The organism is Myxococcus sp. AB056, assembly GCF_006547365.1.
Classification (GTDB): Bacteria; Myxococcota; Myxococcia; order Myxococcales; family Myxococcaceae; genus Myxococcus; species Myxococcus virescens.
In genome coordinates, this window is the sequence record NZ_VHLB01000091.1 from 1 (window position 1) to 22,734 (window position 22,734).

General features: G+C 69.1%; 20 protein-coding genes. 11 read left to right on the top strand and 9 right to left on the bottom strand.

The genetic code is table 11. From position 1 onward, the window contains the following. The coding region (locus tag FMP39_RS29775; RefSeq protein WP_141593489.1) for an isochorismate synthase MenF at positions 1 to 1,126 on the bottom strand (1,126 nt) is incomplete at its 3' end. Positions 1,127 to 1,230: 104 nt separating this feature from the next. Between FMP39_RS29775 and aroF the strand changes: the two genes are divergently transcribed. From aroF to FMP39_RS29815, 8 genes are all read left to right on the top strand, one after another. Beyond that, a complete protein-coding gene (gene aroF, locus FMP39_RS29780) occupies positions 1,231 to 2,142 on the top strand; it encodes a 3-deoxy-7-phosphoheptulonate synthase (protein WP_011553556.1) in 912 nt (303 codons plus the stop codon). Next, entirely contained in the window at positions 2,139 to 2,828 is a 690-nt protein-coding gene (gene ubiE, locus FMP39_RS29785) for a bifunctional demethylmenaquinone methyltransferase/2-methoxy-6-polyprenyl-1,4-benzoquinol methylase UbiE (protein WP_141593490.1), read from the top strand. The genes aroF and ubiE overlap by 4 nt, the downstream gene beginning before the upstream one ends. A 37-nt stretch (positions 2,829 to 2,865) precedes the next feature. Beyond that, positions 2,866 to 3,411: a shikimate kinase gene (locus tag FMP39_RS29790; RefSeq protein ID WP_228558452.1), complete on the top strand. Its 546-nt coding sequence runs from the start codon at positions 2,866 to 2,868 to the stop codon at positions 3,409 to 3,411. Then, positions 3,408 to 4,679: a shikimate dehydrogenase gene (locus FMP39_RS29795; RefSeq protein ID WP_141593492.1), complete on the top strand. Its 1,272-nt coding sequence runs from the start codon at positions 3,408 to 3,410 to the stop codon at positions 4,677 to 4,679. The genes FMP39_RS29790 and FMP39_RS29795 overlap by 4 nt, the downstream gene beginning before the upstream one ends. Further along, positions 4,676 to 5,695 carry a chorismate synthase gene (gene aroC, locus FMP39_RS29800; protein WP_141593493.1) on the top strand — a complete coding sequence of 340 codons (1,020 nt, stop codon included), beginning with the start codon at positions 4,676 to 4,678 and terminating at the stop codon, positions 5,693 to 5,695. Before FMP39_RS29795 ends, aroC begins: the two co-directional genes overlap by 4 nt. After that, positions 5,692 to 6,762, top strand: coding sequence for a 3-dehydroquinate synthase family protein (locus FMP39_RS29805; RefSeq protein ID WP_141593494.1), 1,071 nt, complete (start codon positions 5,692 to 5,694; stop codon positions 6,760 to 6,762). Before aroC ends, FMP39_RS29805 begins: the two co-directional genes overlap by 4 nt. Further along, entirely contained in the window at positions 6,759 to 8,051 is a 1,293-nt protein-coding gene (locus FMP39_RS29810; protein WP_194858613.1) for a 3-phosphoshikimate 1-carboxyvinyltransferase, read from the top strand. Before FMP39_RS29805 ends, FMP39_RS29810 begins: the two co-directional genes overlap by 4 nt. Positions 8,052 to 8,128: 77 nt before the next feature. Further along, a complete protein-coding gene (locus FMP39_RS29815; RefSeq protein ID WP_141593496.1) occupies positions 8,129 to 9,430 on the top strand; it encodes a citrate synthase in 1,302 nt (433 codons plus the stop codon). 103 nt (positions 9,431 to 9,533) lie between these two features. Here the strand turns inward: FMP39_RS29815 and FMP39_RS29820 are convergent, their stop codons facing one another. Further along, a complete protein-coding gene (locus FMP39_RS29820) occupies positions 9,534 to 11,354 on the bottom strand; it encodes a long-chain fatty acid--CoA ligase (RefSeq protein WP_194858614.1) in 1,821 nt (606 codons plus the stop codon). Between the two features lie 80 nt (positions 11,355 to 11,434). Between FMP39_RS29820 and FMP39_RS29825 the strand changes: the two genes are divergently transcribed. The 3 genes from FMP39_RS29825 (at position 11,435) to pyk (ending at position 14,263) form a co-directional block, all read left to right on the top strand. Continuing rightward, positions 11,435 to 11,806 carry a hypothetical protein gene (locus FMP39_RS29825; RefSeq protein WP_194858615.1) on the top strand — a complete coding sequence of 124 codons (372 nt, stop codon included), beginning with the start codon at positions 11,435 to 11,437 and terminating at the stop codon, positions 11,804 to 11,806. Between the two features lie 181 nt (positions 11,807 to 11,987). Further along, the gene (locus FMP39_RS29830) at positions 11,988 to 12,674 is read left to right on the top strand and encodes a bifunctional nuclease family protein (RefSeq protein ID WP_090491535.1); all 687 of its coding nucleotides are present in this window, start codon (positions 11,988 to 11,990) and stop codon (positions 12,672 to 12,674) included. 188 nt (positions 12,675 to 12,862) lie between these two features. Further along, entirely contained in the window at positions 12,863 to 14,263 is a 1,401-nt protein-coding gene (gene pyk / locus FMP39_RS29835; RefSeq protein ID WP_141593499.1) for a pyruvate kinase, read from the top strand. A gap of 56 nt (positions 14,264 to 14,319) precedes the next feature. Here pyk and FMP39_RS29840 read toward each other — a convergent pair whose 3' ends face one another. From FMP39_RS29840 to FMP39_RS29870, 7 genes are all read right to left on the bottom strand, one after another. Beyond that, a complete protein-coding gene (locus FMP39_RS29840) occupies positions 14,320 to 14,985 on the bottom strand; it encodes a hypothetical protein (RefSeq protein WP_090491433.1) in 666 nt (221 codons plus the stop codon). A gap of 16 nt (positions 14,986 to 15,001) precedes the next feature. Continuing rightward, positions 15,002 to 16,126, bottom strand: coding sequence for a glutamine-hydrolyzing carbamoyl-phosphate synthase small subunit (gene carA / locus FMP39_RS29845; RefSeq protein WP_141593500.1), 1,125 nt, complete (start codon positions 16,124 to 16,126; stop codon positions 15,002 to 15,004). Beyond that, positions 16,126 to 17,439, bottom strand: coding sequence for a dihydroorotase (locus FMP39_RS29850; protein ID WP_141593501.1), 1,314 nt, complete (start codon positions 17,437 to 17,439; stop codon positions 16,126 to 16,128). The genes carA and FMP39_RS29850 overlap by 1 nt, the downstream gene beginning before the upstream one ends. Then, a complete protein-coding gene (locus FMP39_RS29855; protein WP_141593502.1) occupies positions 17,436 to 18,329 on the bottom strand; it encodes an aspartate carbamoyltransferase catalytic subunit in 894 nt (297 codons plus the stop codon). Before FMP39_RS29855 ends, FMP39_RS29850 begins: the two co-directional genes overlap by 4 nt. 85 nt (positions 18,330 to 18,414) lie before the next feature. Continuing rightward, positions 18,415 to 19,671 carry a signal peptidase I gene (gene lepB, locus FMP39_RS29860; protein WP_141593503.1) on the bottom strand — a complete coding sequence of 419 codons (1,257 nt, stop codon included), beginning with the start codon at positions 19,669 to 19,671 and terminating at the stop codon, positions 18,415 to 18,417. A 3-nt stretch (positions 19,672 to 19,674) separates the two neighbouring features. Continuing rightward, positions 19,675 to 21,486: a translation elongation factor 4 gene (gene lepA / locus FMP39_RS29865; protein ID WP_141593504.1), complete on the bottom strand. Its 1,812-nt coding sequence runs from the start codon at positions 21,484 to 21,486 to the stop codon at positions 19,675 to 19,677. A gap of 271 nt (positions 21,487 to 21,757) precedes the next feature. After that, on the bottom strand, positions 21,758 to 22,702 hold the full coding sequence (locus FMP39_RS29870) for an NAD-dependent epimerase/dehydratase family protein (RefSeq protein ID WP_141593505.1): 945 nt from the start codon (positions 22,700 to 22,702) through the stop codon (positions 21,758 to 21,760). Between the last annotated feature and the right edge of the window lie 32 nt (positions 22,703 to 22,734).

Below are 22,734 nucleotides of genomic sequence, written 5' to 3' on the forward strand. Positions count from 1 at the left end.
CCACCCAGCCCACCGGCCCCGCGTACCACCCACGGTCCAGGCCTTCGTGCTCTACCAGGAACGACAGTGCGCGCTCCCGGGGCGTACCGCCCACGGCCGGCGTGGGATGCAGCGCCTCCACCACCTGCGCCGGCGTCACCCCCGGCCGCAGCTCGGCGCGAAAACCCGTCCGCAGGTGCACGACGTTCTTCAAGGCCAGCAGCGCGGGCTCCGCGTCCGACGACACCTGCTCCGCCAGCGGCGTCAACGCGGTGACGAGGTAGCGCACCACGGACGCGTGCTCGCGCACGTTCTTGTCATGGCCCCGCAGCCCGTCCGCCTGGCCGGGCGCGGCCGTGCCCGCCAGGGCCTCCGTCTCCAGCACCTGACCGTCCACCCGGCACAGCGTCTCCGGCGTCGCGCCCAGGAAGCACGTGTCGTCCGGCGCGCGGAACAGGAAGGTGGCGCAGCGGGGATTCTGCTCACGCAGCCGCGCCAGCACGTCCACCACATCAAAGGGCGCGGGCCCTTCCGCATCCAGCGGGCGCGCCAGCACCACCTTCTGGAGGTGCCCGGACGCAATCGCGTCCAGCGCGCGCTGCACCCGCACCTCGAAGTCCGGCCGCGACGCGCGCAACTCCAACGCCACGGGCTCGCCGCGCGCATGCCGGTACGACTCTGGGAAGCAGGCACGGACGCGCTCCAGCCGCGAGCGCACCAGGTCCTCCCCCCCGCGGCCTTCCTGCGCGAAAGCCACCACGCACGCGCCGCGCGCCGTGCGGAACACCAGCACCTCGGGCAGCGTCCAGCGCGTCACACCGTGCGACGCCCACCCCGTGTCCACCGTGCCCGAGTCACCGAAACGGATGCCGCCAAACCAGGGGCCCGGCATCGACTCCGGGGCTTCGCCCAGCCAGCGCACCTGCACGCGGCCCAGCGAGGCCAGCACGTCAGGAATGTCGGAGGCGTCCTGCGCCTCCACCACCGCCGCCTCACCCCACCCCGCCGCTGCGTCCTGCGCCAGCGGACGCTCCCAATAGACGGTCGGAACGCCCAATACGTCCGCACCCGCGAGCGGATCCACCACCGCAAGGGGCGTCATTCCGGCCACCCAGCGCTGGCTCTCAACGGGATTGTGCGTCTTCATCAGCGTTCCTCATCGGCGATTGCGTCGCAATCACCTTCGGTTGTCTTCTAAGCCATCTCGGCTATACATGCACCAAGGAGTTCAAAACCTCTTGAACTCCATGAATGGGAGGGTCCGTGGGAGGCAAGCGGCCAGACGAACCAGCCGGGTCCGGACGGGCCCCGGGCGCGCTGCGGGTGCTTCGCGTGGAGCGGCCCGAAGGCACTCGCGTGCGAGTGGGCCCCGTGGAAGTCGGAGGCCCAGGGTTCGTCGTCATGGCTGGCCCCTGCGCGGTGGAAGGCGCGGAGCAGGTGCAGCACGCCGCCTCGGTGGTGGCCGCCGCGGGTGCGCATGTCCTGCGCGGTGGCGTATTCAAGCCTCGCACCAGTCCCTACGCATTCCAGGGCATGGGTGAGCCGGGCCTGCACGTCCTGGCGGAGGCCGGGCGCCGCCACGGCATGCCCATCATCAGTGAGGTGATGGAGTCGGCGCAGATTCCCCTCATGGAGGAGTCCACGGACATCCTCCAGGTGGGTGCGCGCAACATGCAGAACTACTCGCTGCTTCGGGCGCTGGGGAAGGTGCGCAAGCCCGTGCTGCTCAAACGAGGCCTGTCGGCCACGTTGCAGGAGTGGCTGCTGGCCGCCGAGTACATCCTCGACGGCGGCAACGAACAGGTGATGCTGTGCGAGCGCGGCATCCGCACCTTCGAGACGGAGCTGCGCAACACGCTGGACCTGGCGGCGGTGGCCTGGGCGAAGCAGCGCTCCCACCTGCCCGTCATCGTCGACCCGTCCCATGCGACGGGTGACCCGGCGCTCATCCTCCCCATGTCGCTGGCGGCCGCGGCCGCGGGGGCGGACGGATTGTTGATTGAAGTCCACCCGAAGCCCGAGCAGGCCATGTGCGATGGGCACCAGGCCCTGACGCCTGAACGCTTCGAGACGTTGATGCGGCGGCTGCCAGCCGTGCTAGACGCGGTGGACCGACACCTTTGGCGGCCGGAAAGCCCGGCCCAGGTCGTGAGGGCGCGATGAGCACTGAAGTCCGTGAGATGTTCTCTTCCATCGCCACGAAGTACGACGTGACGAATGAGGTCCTCTCGTTCGGCATCCACCGGCTGTGGCGCCGGAAGGCCGTCCGGCTCAGCACCGCGAAGGAAGGAGACCGTGTCCTCGACTGCGCTTCGGGCACTGGCGACCTGGCCCTGGCCTTCAAGCGCAAGGTGGGTGCCTCCGGCCGTGTCGTGGGCACGGACTTCTGCCCGGAGATGCTGGAGAGCGCCCCCGCCAAGGCGGAGAAGGCGGGCCTCCAGGTGGACTTCCAGGTGGCCGACGCGATGGACCTGCCCTTCGCGGCCGACAGCTTCGACGTGGCCTCCATCTCGTTCGGCATCCGCAACGTGGATGACCCGGTGAAGTGCCTGAAGGAGATGGCTCGGGTGGTCCGGCCCGGTGGCCACGTCGTAGTGCTGGAGTTCGGCCAGCCCACGGGTGCCTTCGGGGCCTTGTTCCGCTTCTACAGCAAGACGGTGATGCCCACGATTGGAGGGCTGCTGACGGGCAACCGCGCCGCGTACCAGTACCTGCCCAAGACGTCCGCCGCCTTCCCGGCCGGTGACAAGTTCCTGGAGTTGATGGACCAGTCCGGGGCCTACGCGGCAAGGTCCGCGCATCCGCTCACGTTCGGCACCGCCTACGTCTATGTCGGCACCGTCCGCTAAGGAGCGGCGGCACCTCGTTGAACAGATTCTCGCCTCGGTGGATCCCCGGCTCGCGCCGGGACTGAGGGAGGCGGTAGCCCGCCCGGGCCCCTCCCCGCTCCCCGGCTCCGGCCAGACGGTGGTGCTCGCCGGCCACCGGAGCGCGGGCAAGTCGCGGCTGTTGCCCATGGTGGCCCGCATGCTCGCGCGGCCCGGGCTGGACCTGGATGCACACCTGGAGCGCCTGCACGGGCGCCCGCTGCGCAGATGGGTGGCGGAAGCGCCGCAGGAATTCCGGGCCGCTGAACGCCGCGCCCTGCAAGAACTGCCGGCCGGAGGGCTGGTGGCCGTGGGCGGCGGTTTCCTGTCGCACCACCCCGACGCGCTGACCGGGCTCTTCACCCTGGTCGTCCCCATCTGTTTCGACACCTACCGTGAGCGGCTGCTCACGGACCGGACGCGCCCGCGGCTGCGCGCCGACATGTCGCTCGAAGAAGAATTGTCCGCGGTGTTCCATGAGCGCGAGGTGCTGCACGCCCGCGTCCCCACCGTGGCCCTGGAGGACTTCCTCCGAGGCTGCCTTGCCCCCGAGGTGCCCCTGTGACGCCCGCCCGGCGCGTCGTCACCCTGCCCCCCACCCTGCTCGGCGAAGACGCCGTCCGCTTCGCGCGCGACGGCCAGCGCCGTGGGGCGGACGTCCTGGAAATCCGCACGGACCTGCACGCCCCTGACGCCATCTCGCCCGAGGCGCTGGCGGCGGTGCTGCCGCTGCTCGTCTCCGAGCGCGGCAAGCCGCTGCCCGCCCCCTGGGTGGCCGCGGCTTGGCGCGTGGACAGGGACTTGATGGACGCGTCGGGGCAGCAGGCATCGCTGGCGGCCCCTCCGGGAAAGCTGCTCGCGTCGCACCACGCGAGCCGGCAGCTCTCCACGGAGGAAGCGCTCCAGTTGTGGGAGCGTGAGCTGCCCGCCGACGCCCTGGTGAAGCATGTGGAGCCGATGACGGACCCGGCCCACCTCGTCACGCTGATGGAGACGCAGCGGCGGATGGTGGAGCGCTTCGGTGCCACGCGTGTCACGGTGCTGGGCATGGGCGCGGTGGCGTTGCCCACGCGGGCGCTGCTCGCCCAGAACAACGTGTTGGACTACGTCGCGGCGGGAGGCGCCTGGGTCGCGGCGCCCGGCCAGCGGCTGCTGGACGACGCCGTGCGAGCGCTGCGCGGCGCGGACCGGTACACGGTGGCGCCGCCGCTGCGGCTGGGCATCCTGGGGACGTCCATCGTCCACTCGCGCTCGCCCCGCATCCACCGTCAGCCCTTCGACCGCATCGACCTGCCGGAGGACGGGCCAGTGGAGGCCTTGGTGGACGCGCTCCTGCCTCACTACGGAGGCTTCGCCGTCACCAGCCCCTTCAAGCTGCGCCTGGCGAAGCACACGGGGTCCTCGCTGGACGCCATCAACACGCTGGTCCGCCGGGGCGGCCGGTGGGAAGCCTTCAATACCGATACGTTCGGCGCCCGCACGGTGCTCGAGCGGCTCGGGGCTCGCGAAGTCTTCGTCCTGGGGGACGGTGGCGCCACCTCGGCGCTCCGGTCCGTGGCGGCGGAGCTGAGCTGCGACTTGCGCGTCTTGCGACGCGCCGACATCCAGGCGCCTCTCACAGGGGCGGGCGTCTGGACCTGGCCCGATAGGGTGCCCGCTCCTGACGACCTGCGCTTCGACGGGGCCCGTGTGGCGGTCATCGCCTACGGAGCCCCGGGGCGGCGCATCGCCGCGGAGATTGTCCGTCGCGGCGGTACTCCGGTCCTGCTGGGTGCGGCGTGGTTCATCGCGCAAGCCCGGCGTCAGCGCCAACTCTGGGAGTCCGCGACATGAATACCTTCGGCGACCTGTTTCGCCTGACGACGTTTGGAGAGAGCCACGGGCCCGCGCTCGGCGCCATCCTGGATGGCTGCCCCGCCGGCGTGCCCCTGACGCGCGAGCAGATTCAAGTCGCGCTGGACCGTCGGCGCCCCGGCCAGTCCACCATCACCACCGCGCGCAGCGAACCGGACCAGGTGGAGATCCTGTCCGGCGTCTTCGAGGACAAGACGCTGGGGACGCCCATCGCCGCCATCGTGCGCAACACCAACCAGCGCTCGGGGGACTACGAGAAGCTGAAGGCCGAGGACCGGCCCGGCCACGCGGACGCCGTGTGGCGCGAGCGCTTCAAGCACCGCGACCACCGCGGCGGCGGGCGCACCAGCGGGCGCGAGACGCTCTGCCGCGTCATCGGCGGCGCCATCGCCGAGGCGTACCTCGCCCGGGACGTGCCTTCCATCCGCACCGTCGCCTACGTGTCCCAGGTGGGCAACCTGGTGGCCGCCGTGCCCGCGCCGGGACTCACCCGCGAGCAGGTGGACGCTCACGCCACGCGCTGCCCGGACGTCGCCATCCGCGACGAGATGTCCCAGCGCATCCTCACCGCGAAGGAGGCGGGCGACAGCCTGGGCGGCGCCATTGACGTGCGCGTGGAGGGCCTGCCCGTGGGTCTGGGCGAGCCCATCTTCGGCAAGCTCAAGGCGCGCATCGCGCAGGCCCTGGGCAGCATCGGCGCCGTCACGGGCGTCGTCTGGGGTCCGCCGGACCTGCTCGAGCGCATTGGCCAGCCCGGCATCCAGTTCCACGCCGTGAAGGACGCGTACGGCGGCATCCAGGGCGGGCTCGCCAACGGTGAGCCGATGCAGATCCGCACCTTCTTCAAGCCGCCCGCGACGCTGCAGGAGCACGCGAAGGGTGGCCGTCACGACCCGTGCATCATGCCCCGGGCAGTCCCGGTGCTGGAGGCCATGGTGTCGCTCGTCATCGCCGACCTCGTCCTCCACCTCAACGCGAGGCCCCACGCGCCATGAGTGCTCTTCCTCCCGGGGCCTACCGTCCGCCGTCCGACCGCTGGGGCACCTTCGCCCGCCTCGCCAAGAACCTGCCCGAGGGCAGCGTGGCGGTGGTGGACCGGACCGTCGCGAAGCTCCACCCCACCCTCATCCCCACCCTGGAGGCGCGCAGCCCCCGCGCCATCATCCAGCTCACCGGCGGCGAGAGCGCCAAGACGTTCACCGCGCTGGAGAAGGTCCTGGCCAACGGCCTGGCCCTTCCGCGCTCCGGCACGCTCGTGGCCGTGGGCGGCGGCACCATCGGTGACGTCTCCACCGTGGCCGCGCATGTCCTCAAGCGCGGCGTGCGCCTGGTGCAGGTCCCCACCACGCTGCTGGCGGCGGTGGACAGCAGCGTCGGCGGCAAGGGCGCTGTCGACATGACGGTGCGCGGGCGCGTGGTGAAGAACCCTGCCGGCGTCTTCCACTACGCGGACGAAGGCTGGGTGTGCCCCGAGTTCTTCGACACGCTCTCCGATGCGCAGCGCCGCGAGGGCGCGCTGGAGGCCTGGAAGATGGTGGTCAGCCTCGACGCGCCGCTCTTCCGCCGCTACGTGCGCAAGCCTCCCGCGGTCGAGAAGCTCGTGAAGGACGCCCGCGCCCTCAAGGAGCGCATCTGCGCGCAGGACCCGTACGAGCACACGGGGCTGCGCCGGGTGCTCAACTTCGGCCACACCTTCGGCCACGTGCTGGAGAGCGTGTCCCGCTTCAAGCTGTCCCACGGCGACGGCGTGGGCCTGGGCATGCTGCTGGCCCTGGACGTGGGCCGTCACCTGGGCGTGACACCGGAGCCCGTGGCCGCCGAGGTCGAAGCCGCCCTGGCCAATGGTCCCGGCGTGCAGGGCCGCGAGCGCGCCGCCGCCCTGCTCCGCCGCGCGCCGATGAAGGACGTGCGGGCGCTGCTCACCGCCGACAAGAAGGCCGGCGCCAAGGGCGAGCTGCGCATGGTGCTGCTGACGGCCATTGGCGCCACCGAGGTGCGTGACGTGGACGAATCAAGCTGGCGTGCCTTGTGGCCCGCGTGGACGAAGGGGGAGCGGCCATGAGCACGGCGAAGGCTTCCCGTATCGTGGTGGACCCCTCCACGCTGCACGCCGCGCCCCTCACCCCGCCGGTGTCCAAGTCGGACGCGCAGCGAGCGCTGGTGCTGGGGCACCTCACGGGCTCGTGGCCGCTGCCCTCGGTGCAGGCCGAGGCGGACGAGGACCTCCCCGCCGACGTGCGCGTGCTGCGCCAGGGCGTCGAGGCCCTGCGTCTGCCTCCGGACGCCGTGCGCGACATCGACTGCGCGGACGGCGGCGCGCCCTTCCGCATCCTGGCCACCCAGGCGGCGGTGACGCCCGGCGCACAGGCGCGCTTCACCGGCACGCCCCGCCTGGGCGAGCGGCCCCACGGCCCGCTCTTCACCTCCCTGCGTGAGGCCCTGGGTCCCGCGGGCCTCACGCTCACCGAGGGCACGCCCTGGCCGGTGGAGCTGCGCGCGCCCCGTGACACGTCGAACGTCCCTCCCGTGTTCCGCGTGCCGGGCGCCCAGAGCAGCCAGTACGCCTCCAGCCTGCTGCTGGGCTGCGCGGCGCTGTACCTGCGCGAGCGCCGCCCCTGGCGCGTGGAGATTGACGGGCCCCTCACCAGTGCGGGCTACCTGGAGCTGACCCTCACGTGGCTGAGCCGCTTCGGCTTCGACATCCAGCGCTCCCCGTCGAGCTACACCGTGGCCGGGTACGCGGCGCCCCCGGCCGTCCCCACGCTCCCGGGGGATTGGTCGTCCCTGGGCTACCTGCTGCTGGTGGCGTGGAAGACGGGCGGCACCGTGGTGCGCGCGGACACGGGCAGTGCCCACCCGGACGACGCCATTGTCCGGTTGATTGAGCAGGTGGGCCTGCGCGCGGTACCCGCGGACGCTCCCTTCACGCTCAAGGTGGAGGGCCAGCTTTCAGGGGGCCTTCGCGCCTCCGGCGAGGAATGCCCGGACCTGCTCCCCACGCTGGCCGCGCTCGCCTGCGTGCTTCCGGCGCCCTCCACGCTCACGGAGGTGGGCATCCTCCGCGTCAAGGAGAGCGACCGTCTCGAGGGCATCCGGACGCTCGTGAAGGCGTTCGGCGGAAACACGGAGCTCCAAGGAGAACGGCTGCTGATCCAGTCACCCCGCACGCCACCTTCGGGCTTCGAGATGAGCAGCGAGGGGGACCATCGTCTCGCGATGACCGCTGCGACACTGTGTGTCCTGTCCGGCACGCCGCTGACACTCACCGGTCCAGAGTGCGTGGAAAAGAGCTTTCCTGGGTTCTGGCGCCAGTTGTCCAGGGTGGGTGTTCGGATAACTGATGCAGGATGAGACCCTCAGTGTCCGTCCAGCAGACTTATCGTTCTTTTTTGTTGAAAGCACTCTCCCCCCTGTGAAATCTCCGCCCCATGGCCAAGGACACGCTGACGATCACCGACAATCGGACCGGGAAGACCTACGAGGTCCCGATCGAGAACGGCTGTATTCGCACCAATGCTCTCCGCCAGATCAAAACGGGCGCCGATGACTTTGGGTTGATGGGCTACGATCCGGCGTTCCTCAATACCGCCAACTGCAAGAGCGCCATCACCTTCATCGACGGCGACAAGGGCATCCTCGAGTACCGGGGCTACCCCATCGAGCAGCTCGCGGAGAAGTCGAGCTTCCTCGAGGTCGCCTACCTCCTGCTGAACGGTGAGCTGCCCTCGGAGAAGGAGCTGCAGCAGTTCAACCACCTCGTCACGCACCACACCTACGTGCACGAGAACGTGAAGAGCTTCATGGACGGGTTCCGCTACGACGCGCACCCCATGTCCATGGTGAGCTCCACGGTGGCGGCGCTGTCCAGCTTCTACCCCGACGCGAAGAACATCAAGGACCCGCTGAGCCGCCGCATCCAGATCACGCGGCTCATCGCGAAGATGCCCACCATCGCCGCGTTCTCCTACCGGCACACGATGGGCCTGCCGTACATCTACCCGGACAACGACCTGTCCTACGTCGCCAACTTCCTGGCGATGATCAAGCGCATCGGCACGTCGACCTACAAGGTCCACCCGGTGCTCGAGCGCGCGCTCGACATCCTCTTCATCCTGCACGCGGACCATGAGCAGAACTGCTCCACCACGTCCGTGCGCACGGTGGGCTCGTCCGAGGTGGATCCGTACTCGGCGGTCAGCGCGGGCATCGGCGCCCTCTACGGCCCGCTGCACGGCGGCGCCAACGAGGCCGTGCTCCGCATGCTCCGCGACATCGGCCACGTCTCCAAGATTCCGGAGTTCATCAAGTCGGTGAAGAGCGGCGAGGGTGAGAAGAAGCTGATGGGCTTCGGTCACCGCGTCTACAAGTCCTACGATCCGCGCGCCAAGGTCATCAAGCGCGTGGCCGACGAGGTCTTCGAGGTGACGGGCAAGAACCCGCTGCTGGAGATCGCCGTCGAGCTGGAGCGCATCGCGCTCGAGGACGAGTACTTCGTGAAGCGGAAGCTGTACCCGAACGTCGACTTCTACTCGGGCCTCATCTACGAGGCGATGGGCTTCCAGGTCGAGATGTTCCCGGTGCTCTTCGCCATCCCCCGCACGGTGGGCTGGTGCGCGCAGTGGGAGGAGATGGTGACGGACAACGAGCAGAAGATTGCCCGTCCGCGCCAGGTGTTCACGGGCGCCCCGCGCCGCGACTACGTCCCCATGGACAAGCGCGCCGCGAAGTAGGCCGCGACACAAGGCCCGCGCTTCTCGCGTGGGCCAGAAGCACGAAGGGGCGAGGGACCGCGAGGTTCCCCGCCCCTTTCGCTTTCTCGCGGCGCCGGCGCGCTCAGCCCGTCTGAGAACCGCCCTGCGGGGACTCGTCGTAGAGCGACTCCACGAGGCCGGCGTACTTCTCCGCCACCACGTTGCGGCGCACGCTCAGCTTCGGCGTCAGCTCACCGCCCTCCACGGAGAAGTCCTTCGGCAGCACCGCGAAGCGCTTGATGGTCTCGAAGCGGGACAGCTTCGGGTTCACGTCGCGCTCCACGCGCTCCTGGAGGAACCGGCGCAGGCGGGCATCCTCCGCGAGCCGAGCCGCGTCCTCCGGCCACCCCTGCGCCTTGGCCAGGGCCCGCGCCTTCTCCGCGTCCAACGTCAGCAAGGCCACCAGGAAGTTGCGGCGTTCGCCCAGCACCACCGCGTGCCCCACACCGGGCAGGGCCTTCAGCAGCTCCTCGATGTTGGAGGGAGACGTCTTCTTCCCACCCGAGGTGACGATGATGTCCTTCTTCCGGCCGGTGATCTGGACGTAGCCGTCCGCGTCCAGCTGGCCCACGTCACCGGAGTGCAGCCACCCGTCCGCCAGCAGCTCGGCGGTGGCCTCCGGGTTCTTGTAGTACCCCATGCAGACGTTGCCGCCGCGCACCAGCAGCTCGCCGTCGTCCGCGATGCGCAGCTCCACCCCCATCATCGCCCGGCCCACGGAGCCCAGCCGCGTGTGGGACTCGGTGTTCACCGTGCCGGGGCCCGTCACCTCCGTCATGCCCCACACTTCATGGATGACCATGTCGATGGAGGCGAAGAAGTCCAGCACCTCCCGGCCGACGGGCGCCGCCGCCGTGGCGAAGAAGGACACCCGCTCCATGCCGATGCGCTCCTTCAGCGGGGCGAACACGAGCCGCCTAGCGAGCAGATACTGGGCCTCCAGCGCCATCGGAACGCTCTGGTGGCGCATCACCCGCTCATGCCGCTCCGAGGCCACCCGGCGCGCCCAGGCCACCACCCGGCGCTTCGAGGGCGGCTGCGAGGCCAGCCCCTCCTCCGCCTTGGCCTTGAACTTCTCCCACACGCGCGGCACGCCGAAGAAGAACGAGGGGCGCACCTCCCGCAGGCTCTGCGGCATCGTGTCCACCGATGCCGCGAAGTACACCTGCACCCCGTTCAGCAAGGGGCTGTAGAGGGAGATGATCTGCTCGGCGATGTGCGACAGCGGCAGATACGACACGAGCGAGGACGCGGCGGGCTGGCCGAACGTCACCGAGTCCGTGAGCTGCTGCGCCGTCCACACCAGGTTGTGGTGGCTGAGCATCACCCCCTTGGGGTGGCCGGTGGTGCCGGAGGTGTAGATGAGCGAGCCCATGGCCTCCGGCTTCAGGGCGTGGACACTGTCCCAGTAGGGCTTCTCGTCCGCGCCGGTGCCCAGGGCCATGACGTCCGCGTAACGCAGCACGCCCTCCGGGAGCACCGTGGGCGCCTCGATGACGACCACGTGGCGCAGCTTGGGCAGCCGCTCGCGCAGGGCCAGGGCGGTGCGCAGGTGCTTTTCGTTCTCCACCACCAGGAGCGTGGCCTCGCAGTGCCCCAGGATGAACTCCAGCTGCTCCGGGGCGCTGGTGGTGTAGAGACCGACAGGGACGCCCCCCATGGCGATGGCCGCCAGATCAGCGACGTGCCACTCCTCGCGGTTGAAGCTCAGGATGCCCACCGGCTGGCCCGCACCCACCCCCAGCGCGTGCAACCCTAGGGCGAAGCGCCGCACCCGTTGCGCATATTCAAACCACGAGGTGGGCGCATAGGCCCCCCCACGGCGCGTCCACAGGGCTGGGCGCTGCTCGTGTTGCGCGGCCCGGTCATGGAGCGCATGCACCACCGACTTGGGAAGGTCCATGCCCCGAACGCTAGCGGAAGCAAGGCCCCCTACCAATGTCCCCCCGTCTCGGACGTTGACAGCTGGTTGGAGTGCTTTGTATGCCGCGCCCGACCATGAGCATCGACTTCACCTGCCAGAAGTGCGAGGCGAGCTTCGAGCTGGACGCTCAGGACCTCATCGAAGGGACTGAAAAAATCGTCTGCCCGCATTGCGACGCCAAGGCGCCCGCCAACCTCACGGAGGACTTCGTCGCAGCGCTCACGGAGATGCGCGCGCAGATCGCCGCGCTCGACAAGCGGTTCGCCGTGTCCATGACGTTGGAGTCCGAGGACCTGGAGGACATGCTCGAGGAAGACGACGAGGAAGACGACGAGGACGAGGACGACGACGACCTCGATGAAGACGAGGACGAGGACGTCGACGACGAGGAGGACTACGACGAGGACGAAGACGACGACGACCGTCGTTGAGCCTGTCCGCCTGCCCTCCGGCCCGGGGAGCACCCCACGCATCAGGGGGTAACCGGGCCTGGAGCGCAACCCTCCCGACAGATGGCCGGGTGCGTAGCTTAAAGGCGTGAAAACGCCCAACCGCGCCACTTTGTTCGTCGCACCTCTCTCGGCCGTGCTTCTGGCGCTCGGAGGGCTGCTGATGTTTCCCGCCTTCACTCCACCCGTAGCGCTGGCGGCCCTGGGTAAGGCTCAGGGTCAGCCCTGCATCACCGAAGGTGAAGACGACCCCAAGGCCTGCTCCGAGCTCGTCGAGCTCGAGGTGCAGGATGTCGTCCCGCTGGAGGAGGCCCAGGCCCACGCCGTGGTCCTGGCCACCAAGGACAAGGGCATCGTCCTCCCGGTGTTCGTGGACGAAGCCTCGGCCATCTCCATCGCCTTCCGGCTGGCGGAGCGCCAGCCACCCCAGCCGCTCGCACAGGACCTCCTGGACGACGTGGTGACGGAGCTGGGCGCCAAGGTGACGGAGGTCCGCATCGACGACCTGCGTGACAACGTCTACTCGGGCCGCGTCTTCCTGGAGCAGGGCAAGAAGAAGATGACGCTGGACGCCCGGCCGTCGGACTCCATCGCCATGGCGCTCACCAGCCATGCCCGCATCCGCGTCACCCGCAAGGTGCTGACGCTGGCCGGCATCACCCGCGAGGAGATCGAGGGCCTCCAGCAGGAAGGCCCCGGCGTGGGCGGCAGCGGGCCGCTGGACGCGCCCGGCTTCCCTGCCCCGGGTGCCCCGAGCGAGCCGCCCATCGACATGGACATGGAAGGCCTGCCGCCGGGCCACTCGATGCCCAAGGCGCCGCTGGGCACGGGCAAGGAAATCGAGCTCTAGGGCCTGATGAGAGGCCCCTGCAAGAAAGCCCGGCCCCCCCTCCCAGGGATGCCGGGCTTTCTCTCTCTGCCATCGAGAGCGCAAAGGCTCCGCGGCGCCTGGTGAGAGGCCCGCGTCGGCAGAAGAGTTAGTCCCGCGGGCGCAAGGCTGTCAAGCCGGGCCCCCGGGCGCCTAGGATGCGCAGCCCTATGCGCAAGGCGAAAATCATCTGCACCCTGGGCCCCGCTTCGGACACGCCTGAGGTCATCGAAGGGTTGATCCGCGCGGGCATGAACATGGCGCGGCTGAACTTCTCGCACGGCACGCACGAGGAGCACCGCCGCCGGGTGGAAACCATCCGCAAGGTCGCGAAGCGCCTGGGCGCGCCGGTGGCCATCCTCCAGGACATCCAGGGGCCGAAGATACGCCTGGGCCGCTTCGACGGGGGGCAACTGCTGGTGAAGCAGGGCCAGTCCGTCACGGTGACGACGCGCAACGTCCTGGGCCAGGACGGCGTCATCCCCACCCCCATCAAGACGCTGGTGAAGGACGTGGCCAAGGGCCACGAAATCCTCCTGGATGACGGGCGCGTGCGGCTGCGGGTGCTGCGCGTCCAAGGGCAGGACGTGCAGTGCCGCGTGGAGGTGGGCGGCGTGCTCAAGAATCACAAGGGCCTCAACCTGCCCGGCTCGCCCATGTCGGTGCCCACGATTACCCGCAAGGACGCGGTGGACCTGGCCTTTGGCCAGGAGGTGGGCGTGGACTACGTGGCGCTGTCCTTCGTCCGCACGCCCGAGGACATCAAGAAGGCGCGCGCGCACGTGGCGAAGCTGAAGACGCCCCTCATCGCGAAGATTGAAAAGCCCCAGGCGGTGGAGCGCGTGGAAGAGATTGCCGCCGTGGCGGACGGCATCATGGTGGCGCGTGGCGACCTGGGCGTGGAGATGCCCCTGGAGCGCCTGCCGGCCATCCAGAAGCACATGGTGAGCGCGGTGAACCGCATGGGCGGGCTCGTCATCGTCGCCACGGAGATGCTGGAGAGCATGGTGGCCAACGCGCGCCCCACCCGCGCCGAGGTGTCCGACGTGGCCAACGCCATCCTCGACGGAGCGGACGCCGTCATGCTGTCGGGCGAGACGGCCGCGGGGAAGTACCCCATCGAAGCGGCGTCCACCATGGCGTGCATCGTGGAGGAGACGGAGCGCGGTGTGGTGAAGCACCAGCACCACTCCCCCTTCGAGCGCTCCGAGGACCTGGGCACCGGCGTGGCCGCGGCGGCCGTCGCGGCGGCGACGCAGCTGGGCATTGGCACCATCGTCGCCTACACGGAGAGCGGCCACACCGCGCGCCTCATCTCCGAGTTCCGGCCCCACGCCCGCATCATCGCCCTCACGCCGAGCGAGATGGCGGTGAATCGAATGGCGCTCTACTGGGGCGTGACGGGCATGCAGGTGGCGCGCGTGTCCACCACGGACGCCATGCTCTCCCAGGTGCGTCAGCTGTGCCGGAAGGAGAAGCTCTGCGCGCCCGGCACGCCCGTGGTGGTGGTGGCCGGTGTCCCGCTCAACGTCCCGGGCAACACCAACCTGATGAGCATCCACCGCATCTGAGCGGGCCCGTGGGGGCCCCGGGACTTGCCGTCACCGGGGCTCCGCGGCCAGCGGGCTCAGAGGACCTTCTGCTCGAAGTCGTAGATCTTCTCCACGGCGAGCTGCCGGTAGCGCTCCATGTTGAGCGCACGGCGGGCGCACTCCCACACCAGCTCGTTGGGCGTGCGGTCCGGCTCCTTCTTCTTTCGGCGCTTCACCTCCGCCTTGATGGCCTTCACGGCCATGCGGGGGTGGTAGCAGAACGCGGAGGAGAACAGCAGGTGCCCACCGAAGGGAATGAGGCGCGCCTCGATGATGTCCCCCGTCTCCAGCCCCGCGACGTGGCGGCGCTCCGTCACGTCGAAGTCCTTGCCCGAGTACAGCTCGCGCAGACGGACCTCGCCCTTGCCCAGCTTGCGGACCTCGAAGAGGCCATGGACCGTCTCCGTGAAGCTCCGGAAGGCGTTGGCCTCCTCGGGCGCGGAGCCGGCCAGGCGCTGCTCGTAGAACTCCGTGGCCGGCGTCTTGTTCGTCAGCGGCGAGACGCGGTCATAGAGGTAGAAGTCCAGGAAGGACGCCATCCGCAGTTCGAAGAGCTTGTCGTCCTCGAAGACCTCGCCCGTCAGACGGAAGTACTCCGCCTTGGCCTGGAGCAGGTCCTCCTTGCGCGACTCGGCACTGCCAAAGGCGATGAGCTGATCCAGATACGGCTGATAGGAGAGCGGTGACAGCGACGAGGTCATATTCGGTGGTGCCATCCTACCCCGCCATCAGCTTCGCGAACCTGTCGAAGAGATAGCGCGCGTCATGGGGGCCGGGCGAGGCCTCGGGATGGTACTGCACGCTGAAGGCCCGCGCGTCCGGGACGGCCAGGCCCTCCACCGTGCCGTCGTTGAGGTTGATGTGCGTCACGACGGCCAGGCCCTTGAGGCTGGCGTCATCCACGGCGAAGCCGTGGTTCTGCGCGGTGATTTCCACCTTGCCCGTCGTGAGGTCCTTCACCGGCTGGTTTCCGCCCCGGTGGCCAAACTTCATCTTGTACGTCCGGCCGCCCAGGGCCAGCGCCATGATTTGATGCCCCAGGCAGATGCCGAACACCGGCACCTTGCCCAGCAGCGCCGCCACGGTGCGGTCCGCGCCCTTCACCGCCGCCGGGTCTCCAGGGCCGTTGGCCAGGAAGACGCCGTTCGGCTTGCGCGCCAGCACCTCTTCCGCCGAGGTGTTGGCCGGCACCACCGTCACGCGGCAGCCCACGTCCACCAGGAAGTGCAGCATCGACTTCTTCAGGCCGTAGTCGTAGGCCACCACGTCGAAGCGGGGCTCGGCCGGCACCTGCACCTCGCCCAGGCCGGTGAAGATGTTCGGCGAGGGCTGGGTGAAGGTGTAGGCCTCCTTCGTGGACACGCCCGTGGCCAGGTCCAGGCCCTCCATGCCGCGCGCGGAGCGGGCACGCTCCACCAGGGCCTCGGGGGACAGGCCCTCGCTGGAGATGACGCCCATCTGCGCGCCGTGCGTGCGCAGGTGGCGCACCAGGCGGCGGGTGTCGATGCCCTCGATGCCGGCGACGCCGTTGCGCTTCAGGTACGCGTCCAGCGACTCCTTCGCGCGCCAGTTGGACGGCTGCGCGCTGAGGGCGCGCACCACCATGCCCACCGCGTGCACCCGGGAGCCCTCCTCGTCCTCCAGGTTGGCGCCGACGTTGCCAATCTCCGGGTACGACATGGTGACAATCTGGCCCACGTACGAGGGGTCCGTGAGGACCTCCTGGTAACCGTACATGGTCGTGTTGAACACCACTTCACCCACCGTTTCGCCCACCGCGCCAAACGCACGGCCTTCGAACGTGGTGCCATCCGCCAGGGCGAGCACTGCCCGCTTCGTCATCACCGCGACTCCTTGCTCTGGCCGACCTGGCCCTTGTCGAACACCTTGTGGCCCGCGACCCACGTCTGGATAACGCGACCCTTCTGCTTCCGGCCGTGGAACGGTGTATTCCGGCTGCGGGAATGGAACTGGTGGGCATCCACCGTCCACTCCGCGTCCGGATCCACCACCGTGACGTCCGCTGGCGCTCCAGGCGCCAGGTGACCGCCCGGCAGGCCGAACGCCTTCGCGGGCCCGTGCGTCAGCAGCTCCACCGCGCGGTTCGCGGTGAGCACGCCCGCATGCACCAGCTCCAGCGTCAGCCCCAGGGCCGTCTCCAGCCCCACGATGCCGTTGATGCCCTTCTCGAACTCCACCTGCTTGTCCAACACCCCGTGCGGCGCATGGTCCGTGGCGATGGCGTCCACCGTCCCGTCCACCAGCGCCTCGCGCAGGGCCTGCACATCGGTGTCCGCGCGCAGCGGCGGGGCCATCTTCGCGTGGGTGTCATAGTCCCCCACCGCGCGGTCATCCAGGATGAAGTGGTGTGGCGCCACCTCGCAGGTGACGCGCAGACCGCTGCGCTTGGCCTCGCGAATGAGCCGCACGCTGCCCTCGCAGGACACGTGCGCCACGTGCAGCCGGCCCTTCGTCTCCTCCAGCAGCACCAGATCTCGCGCCACCATGGCCACCTCCGCAGAAGCAGGGATGCCGCGCAGGCCCAGCCGCGTGGACGTGGTGCCTTCATGCATGGCCCCGCCCGCAGACAGCGTCAGGTCCTCTTCGTGGACCATGACGGGCACGTCGAACTGGGTGGCGTATTGGAGCGTGCGCCGCATCAGCGACGCGTTCATCACCGGGCGGCCGTCGTCGGTGATGGCCACGCAGCCGGCGGACACCAGCTCGCCCATCTCCGCCAGCTCCTCGCCCTTGAGGCCCTTGGTGATGGCCCCGGCGGGATAGACATGGCACAGGCCCGCGGCGCGGGCGCGGTTCAGCACCAGCTCCGTCACCATCGCGTTGTCGTTGACCACCTTGGTATTGGGCATGGCCACCACCGCGGTGAAACCACCCGCCACGGCGGCGCGGCAGCCGGTGAGGACCGTCTCCTTGCCCTCCTCGCCCGGCTCGCGCAGGTGGACGTGCAGGTCGATGAAGCCCGGCAGCACCCACTTGCCGGTGGCATCCACCACCTCGGCGCTGGAGGGCACGGGCAGCAGGGTCTCCGACACCTCCACCACCTTGCCGTCGCGGACCAGCACGTCGCGGACGCCGTCCACCCCGTTGCGAGGGTCGATGACACGCCCCCGCCTGAAGAGCACTGTGGAGCTCATGCCGTACACACCTCCAGGATGGCCCGCCGCACGGCGACGCCGTTGGACACCTGCTCCAGGATGACGCTGCGGGCGCCATCCGCCACCGCCGGCGCCAGCTCCACGCCCCGGTTGATGGGGCCCGGGTGCATCACCACCGCGCCCGCCTTCATCCGCTCCTCGCGGGCCGCGTTGAGGCCGAACAGCCGTGCATATTCACGCGTGGACGGCAGGAACGCCTGCTCCTGCCGCTCCAGTTGGACGCGCAGGCACATCACCGCGTCCGCGCGAGGGAGCGCCGCGTCCAGGTTGTGCGTCACCTCCGCGCCCAGCGCCTCCAGCCCCGGCGGCATCAGCGTGGGCGGGCCGCACATCACCACGTGGGCGCCCAGCGCCTTGAGGCAGTGCAGGTTGGAGCGGGCCACGCGGCTGTGCAGCACGTCGCCCACGATGAGCACCGTGCGCCCGTCCAGCGAGCCCCAGCGCTGGCGCAGCGTGAAGGCGTCCAGCAGCGCCTGGGAGGGGTGCTCGTGCGTGCCATCCCCCGCGTTGATGACGGCGCACTTCACGTGCTTCGCCACCAGGTGCGGCGCTCCGGACGAGCGGTGACGCATGACGATGGCCACCGGCCCCGTCGCTTCGATGTTGCGGGCGGTGTCCAGCAGCGTCTCACCCTTGGACACCGAGGAGCCGGTGTGAGTCCAGTTGAGCACACTGGCCCCCAGCCCCTTCGCCGCCATGTGGAACGACGTTCGGGTCCGGGTGGAGTCCTCGAAGAAGAGATTCGCCACCACCTTGCCGCGAAGCAGGTGGGTGGTGTCGGGACCGCCGGGGAGGTGTGCCTTCGCCCGGTCGAGCAGTGACTCCAGCTCGTCCCGGCGCCAGCCTTCGATTCCAAGCAGGTGTCTCATGGCCGGGGGCGCCGCGTACCCCGGGGCGTGCGGCACGTCAAGCGTCGTGCGCGGCGCGGCCGCCTGCCTGCTTCCAGCGAACGCCTCAACGGACCGGTTCGAAGAACCGATCCACGCGGAGGCCCGTGCCACCGAACAGGCCGTGCAGCAGCCCGTGATAGCCCAGCGAAAGCCACACCACCATGGCCTTGCCCTTGATGTGGCCGTAGGGGACGTACTCCGCCTTGCCGTACCCGGTGACGCCCAGGCCGTGGCGGCTGTCCGCGCTGTTGTCCCGGTTGTCACCCACGGCGAAGACGTGGCCCGGGGGGACTTCGTAGGGACCTTCCCGGCGCGGCATGCGCGGCAGCGTCTGCAACGCGGCGTGCGTCACGCCGGACAGGTTCTCCTCGTAGAGGGTCTCCTGCTGGTCGTACCAGCGCCCGTCGTCGGTGATGTTGTGGACGGTGAACTCGTTGGAGACGAGCTCGCGCTTCTGCGGCTGGCCGTTGATGTGGACGACGCCGTTGATGAACTCCACCACGTCGCCCGGCACGCCGACCACGCGCTTGATGTAGTCCACCGACTCGTTCACCGGGTTGTTGAAGACGATGACGTCTCCACGCTCCGGCGGCCGGACGATGACGAACGGCACGTAGTTGAGGAACGGCAGCCGCACGCCGTAGATGAACTTGTTGACGAAGACCTGGTCGCCAATCTCCAGCGTGGGCAGCATGGAGCCGGAGGGGATCCGGTACGGCTCCACGATGAAGGTGCGGAACACCAGCGCCACCAACAGCGCCTTGCCGAATCCGCCCAGGAAGTCCATGGCGGACTGCTTGCGGAACGCGCCCAGATGCTGCGCGGTCAACGCCTCCAGGCCCTTCACCTCGGTGCGCAGCTGCTCCGCGTCACCCGCGGCGGAGGCCTGCTCCACGCGCAGCGCCTGCTCGGCGATGCGGTCCAGCACCGGCCCCGCCACCTTCGCGCTCACGCCAGGCTTGCGGAGGATGCGCTCGTTCTCCTCCAGCAGCTCGTTCGCATCGTGGCGCACGCCGCGCAGCGCCTTCTCCTTGGGGGAGACGTTGCGCCACACCAGCAGGGCCACGAAGTAGAGAACCAGCAGCAGCCCCAGTCCCTTCATCACCGGCTGGGCCCACGCGGCGGACGCGCGCGAGTACTCGATGATCACCGTGTACGGCACGTACAGCAGCGCCAGGATGATCAACGGAGCCCAGAGGCTGGTGAGGCGCTCGCGCCACACCAGCACATTGCGGGCGCGAAGCATCTCCGGCGTGCGGCGGGCCGCCATCGCCTCGGAGAGCTTCGCGGGAGGGGTGGCGGAAGGCATGGCCGCGTTCATGGGCTACTGCTCCGACTTGAGGACCGCGAGGAAGGCTTCCTGCGGAATCTCCACCGTTCCGACCTGCTTCATGCGCTTCTTGCCCTCCTTCTGCTTCTCCAGGAGCTTGCGCTTGCGGCTGATGTCACCACCGTAGCACTTGGCGAGCACGTTCTTCCGGATGGCGGAGATGGTCTCACGCGAGATGATCTTCGCGCCAATCGCCGCCTGGATGGCGACCTCGTACATCTGCTTCGGGATGACCTCCTTCAGCTTCTGGCACACCTCGCGGCCGCGCAGGTAGGCGCGCTCGCGGTGCACGATGACGCTGAGGGCGTCCACCGGGTCCCCGTTGATGAGGATGTCCAGCCGGGCCAGGTCGGACTCGATGTAGCCGGCCAGCTCGTAGTCGAGGCTGGCGTAGCCGCGCGAGACGCTCTTGAGCTTGTCGAAGAAGTCGAACACGACCTCCGCCAGCGGCATCTCGTAGGTGACCTGCACGCGCTGACCGCTGCTGCCCAGGTACTTCATGTCCTTCTGCACACCGCGGCGCTCCTGGCACAGCTTGAGGATGGCGCCCAGGTGGTCGTTGGGGACGTGGATGTGGCAGGTGAGGATGGGCTCCTCGAACTTCTCGATGTGCTGAACCGGCGGCAGCTTGGCCGGGTTGTCCACCAGCAGCGTTTCACCCTTGTTGGTGGTGATGCGGTACACCACGCTGGGCGCGGTGGTGATGAGGTTCAGGTTGTACTCGCGCTCCAGGCGCTCCTGAACGATCTCCATGTGCAGCAGGCCCAGGTAGCCGCAGCGGAAGCCGAAGCCCAGCGCGGTGGACGACTCCGGCTCATAGGTGAACGCCGAATCGTTGAGCACCAGCTTCGCCAGCGCGTCGCGCAGGTTCTCGTAGTCCGCGGAGTCCACCGGGAAGATGCCGGAGAACACCATGGGCTTCACTTCCTGGAAGCCCGGGAACGGCTCGTCCGTGGGACGCGACTCCTCGGTGACGGTGTCACCGACCTTGGCGTCCTGCAGCTCCTTCACGTTGGCCACGAGCACGCCCACCTCGCCCGCGATGAGCTGCGGCACCGGGCGGGAGAACGGGCTGAACACGCCCAGCTCCTGGACCTCGAAGACCTTGTTGTTGCTGAACAGCTTGATCTTCTGCTTCAGCTTGAGCGTGCCTTCCAGCACGCGCACCAGCGTCACCACGCCCCGGTAGTTGTCGTACCAGGAGTCGAAAATCAGCGCCTTGAGCGGCGCGTCCGCGGAGCCGCTCGGAGGCGGCACGTTCTGCACGACGGACTCCAGGATGTCCTGGATGCCGATGCCTTCCTTGGCGGAGCACGGCACGGCGACGGACGCATCGATGCCGATGACGTCTTCAATCTCCGCGCGCGTGCGATCCACGTCCGCGCTCGGCAGGTCGATCTTGTTGATGACCGGGATGATTTCCAGGTTGTGGTCCAGCGCCATGTAGACGTTGGACAGCGTCTGGGCCTCCACGCCCTGCGTCGCATCCACGACCAGGAGCGCGCCTTCGCACGCGGCCAGGCTGCGGCTGACCTCGTAGGCGAAGTCGACGTGTCCCGGCGTGTCGATGAGGTTGAGGACGTACTGCTTGCCGTCCTTCGCGGTGTAGTTCATCCGCACGGACTGGGCCTTGATGGTGATGCCCCGTTCGCGCTCGATGGCCATGTTGTCGAGGAACTGGGCTTGCGCCTCGCGCTTGGTCAGAGTCCCCGTCTTGTCGAGGAGACGATCCGCCAGCGTCGACTTTCCATGGTCGATATGGGCGATGATGCAGAAGTTGCGGATATGCGCGTTTTCAGCCGGCATGTTCAGGGCGCTCGTCGGAAGAAGCGGGCGTGCGTAACAGGGAATCGCGCGAAAATCTACGCGCACGCGTACGCCCGATGAGCAACCCACCGGGGGAGCTTGTTTGTTCCCCAGTCATCAGCACCCGTCCCGGGCGAACTCCCCTGGGACAGGCCCTGAGCCCCCTCCCGGCACGCCCGGTCCCCGGCCCTCAGGGCCGGCCCGGGTATGTCCGTGGGAAGGGGTACCGCCCTCCCCCGCCTCGGCCGCCAGCGGGGGTGCTGGACGCCGCTCAGCCGTGCGCGCGAGCGGGCGCGCCGGCCTTCTGACGGAAGTACTCAAGGGTACGGCGCAGGCCCTCGCGCACGTCGACGCTCGGCTCCCAGCCAAGCACCTTCTTGGCCAGCGCGTTGTCCACGCAGGAGCGCATCTGCTCCCCCGGCTTGCCGGGCGCGTGGGCGACGGAGGCGCTGGAGCCCGCCGCCTCGGCCAGCAGCGCATAGAGGCGGTTGATGTCCGTCTCCACGCCCGTGCCGATGTTGATGGCGCCCACGTAGTCGTTCTCGAAGGCGAGCCGGTTGGCGCGGGCCACGTCCGGACCAAAGACGAAGTCGCGAGTCTGCTTGCCCTCGCCGAAGATGGTGCAGCCCTGACCGGCGATCAGCCGCTGGCTGAAGATGGCCACCACGCCCGCCTCGCCGTGCGGGTTCTGCCGCGGGCCGTAGACGTTGGCGTAGCGGAGCGCCACGTAGGGCAGGCCGTACTGCGCCCGGTAGTAGCCCAGGTACAGCTCACCGGACGCCTTGGAGACCCCGTACGGAGAAATGGGCCGCGTGGGGTGGCTCTCCGGCGCGGGGAACACGTCCTGCTCGCCGTAGATGGCGCCGCCGGTGGAGCTGAAGATGACCTTCTTCACCCCGGAGACGCGGGCGGCCTCCAGCAGGTTGAGCATGCCGCGGATGTTCACGTCCGCGTCGAAGCTCGGGTCGTCCACGCTGCGGCGCACGTCCATCTGCGCCGCCAGGTGGCAGAGCACGTCGGGCTTCTCGGACTTGATGAGCTCCGACGCCTCGCGGCTGCGGATGTCGTGGACCGCCAGGCGCACACGCGGGTCCAGGTTCTCCCGCTTGCCGCCGGACAGGTCATCCAACGCGATGACGTCGTGACCACCGCGCAGGAACTCATCGCACACATGCGAGCCAATGAAGCCCGCGCCACCTGTCACCAGGACCTTCACGCAACCTCCCGCCTGCAGGCCATGCAGGATCT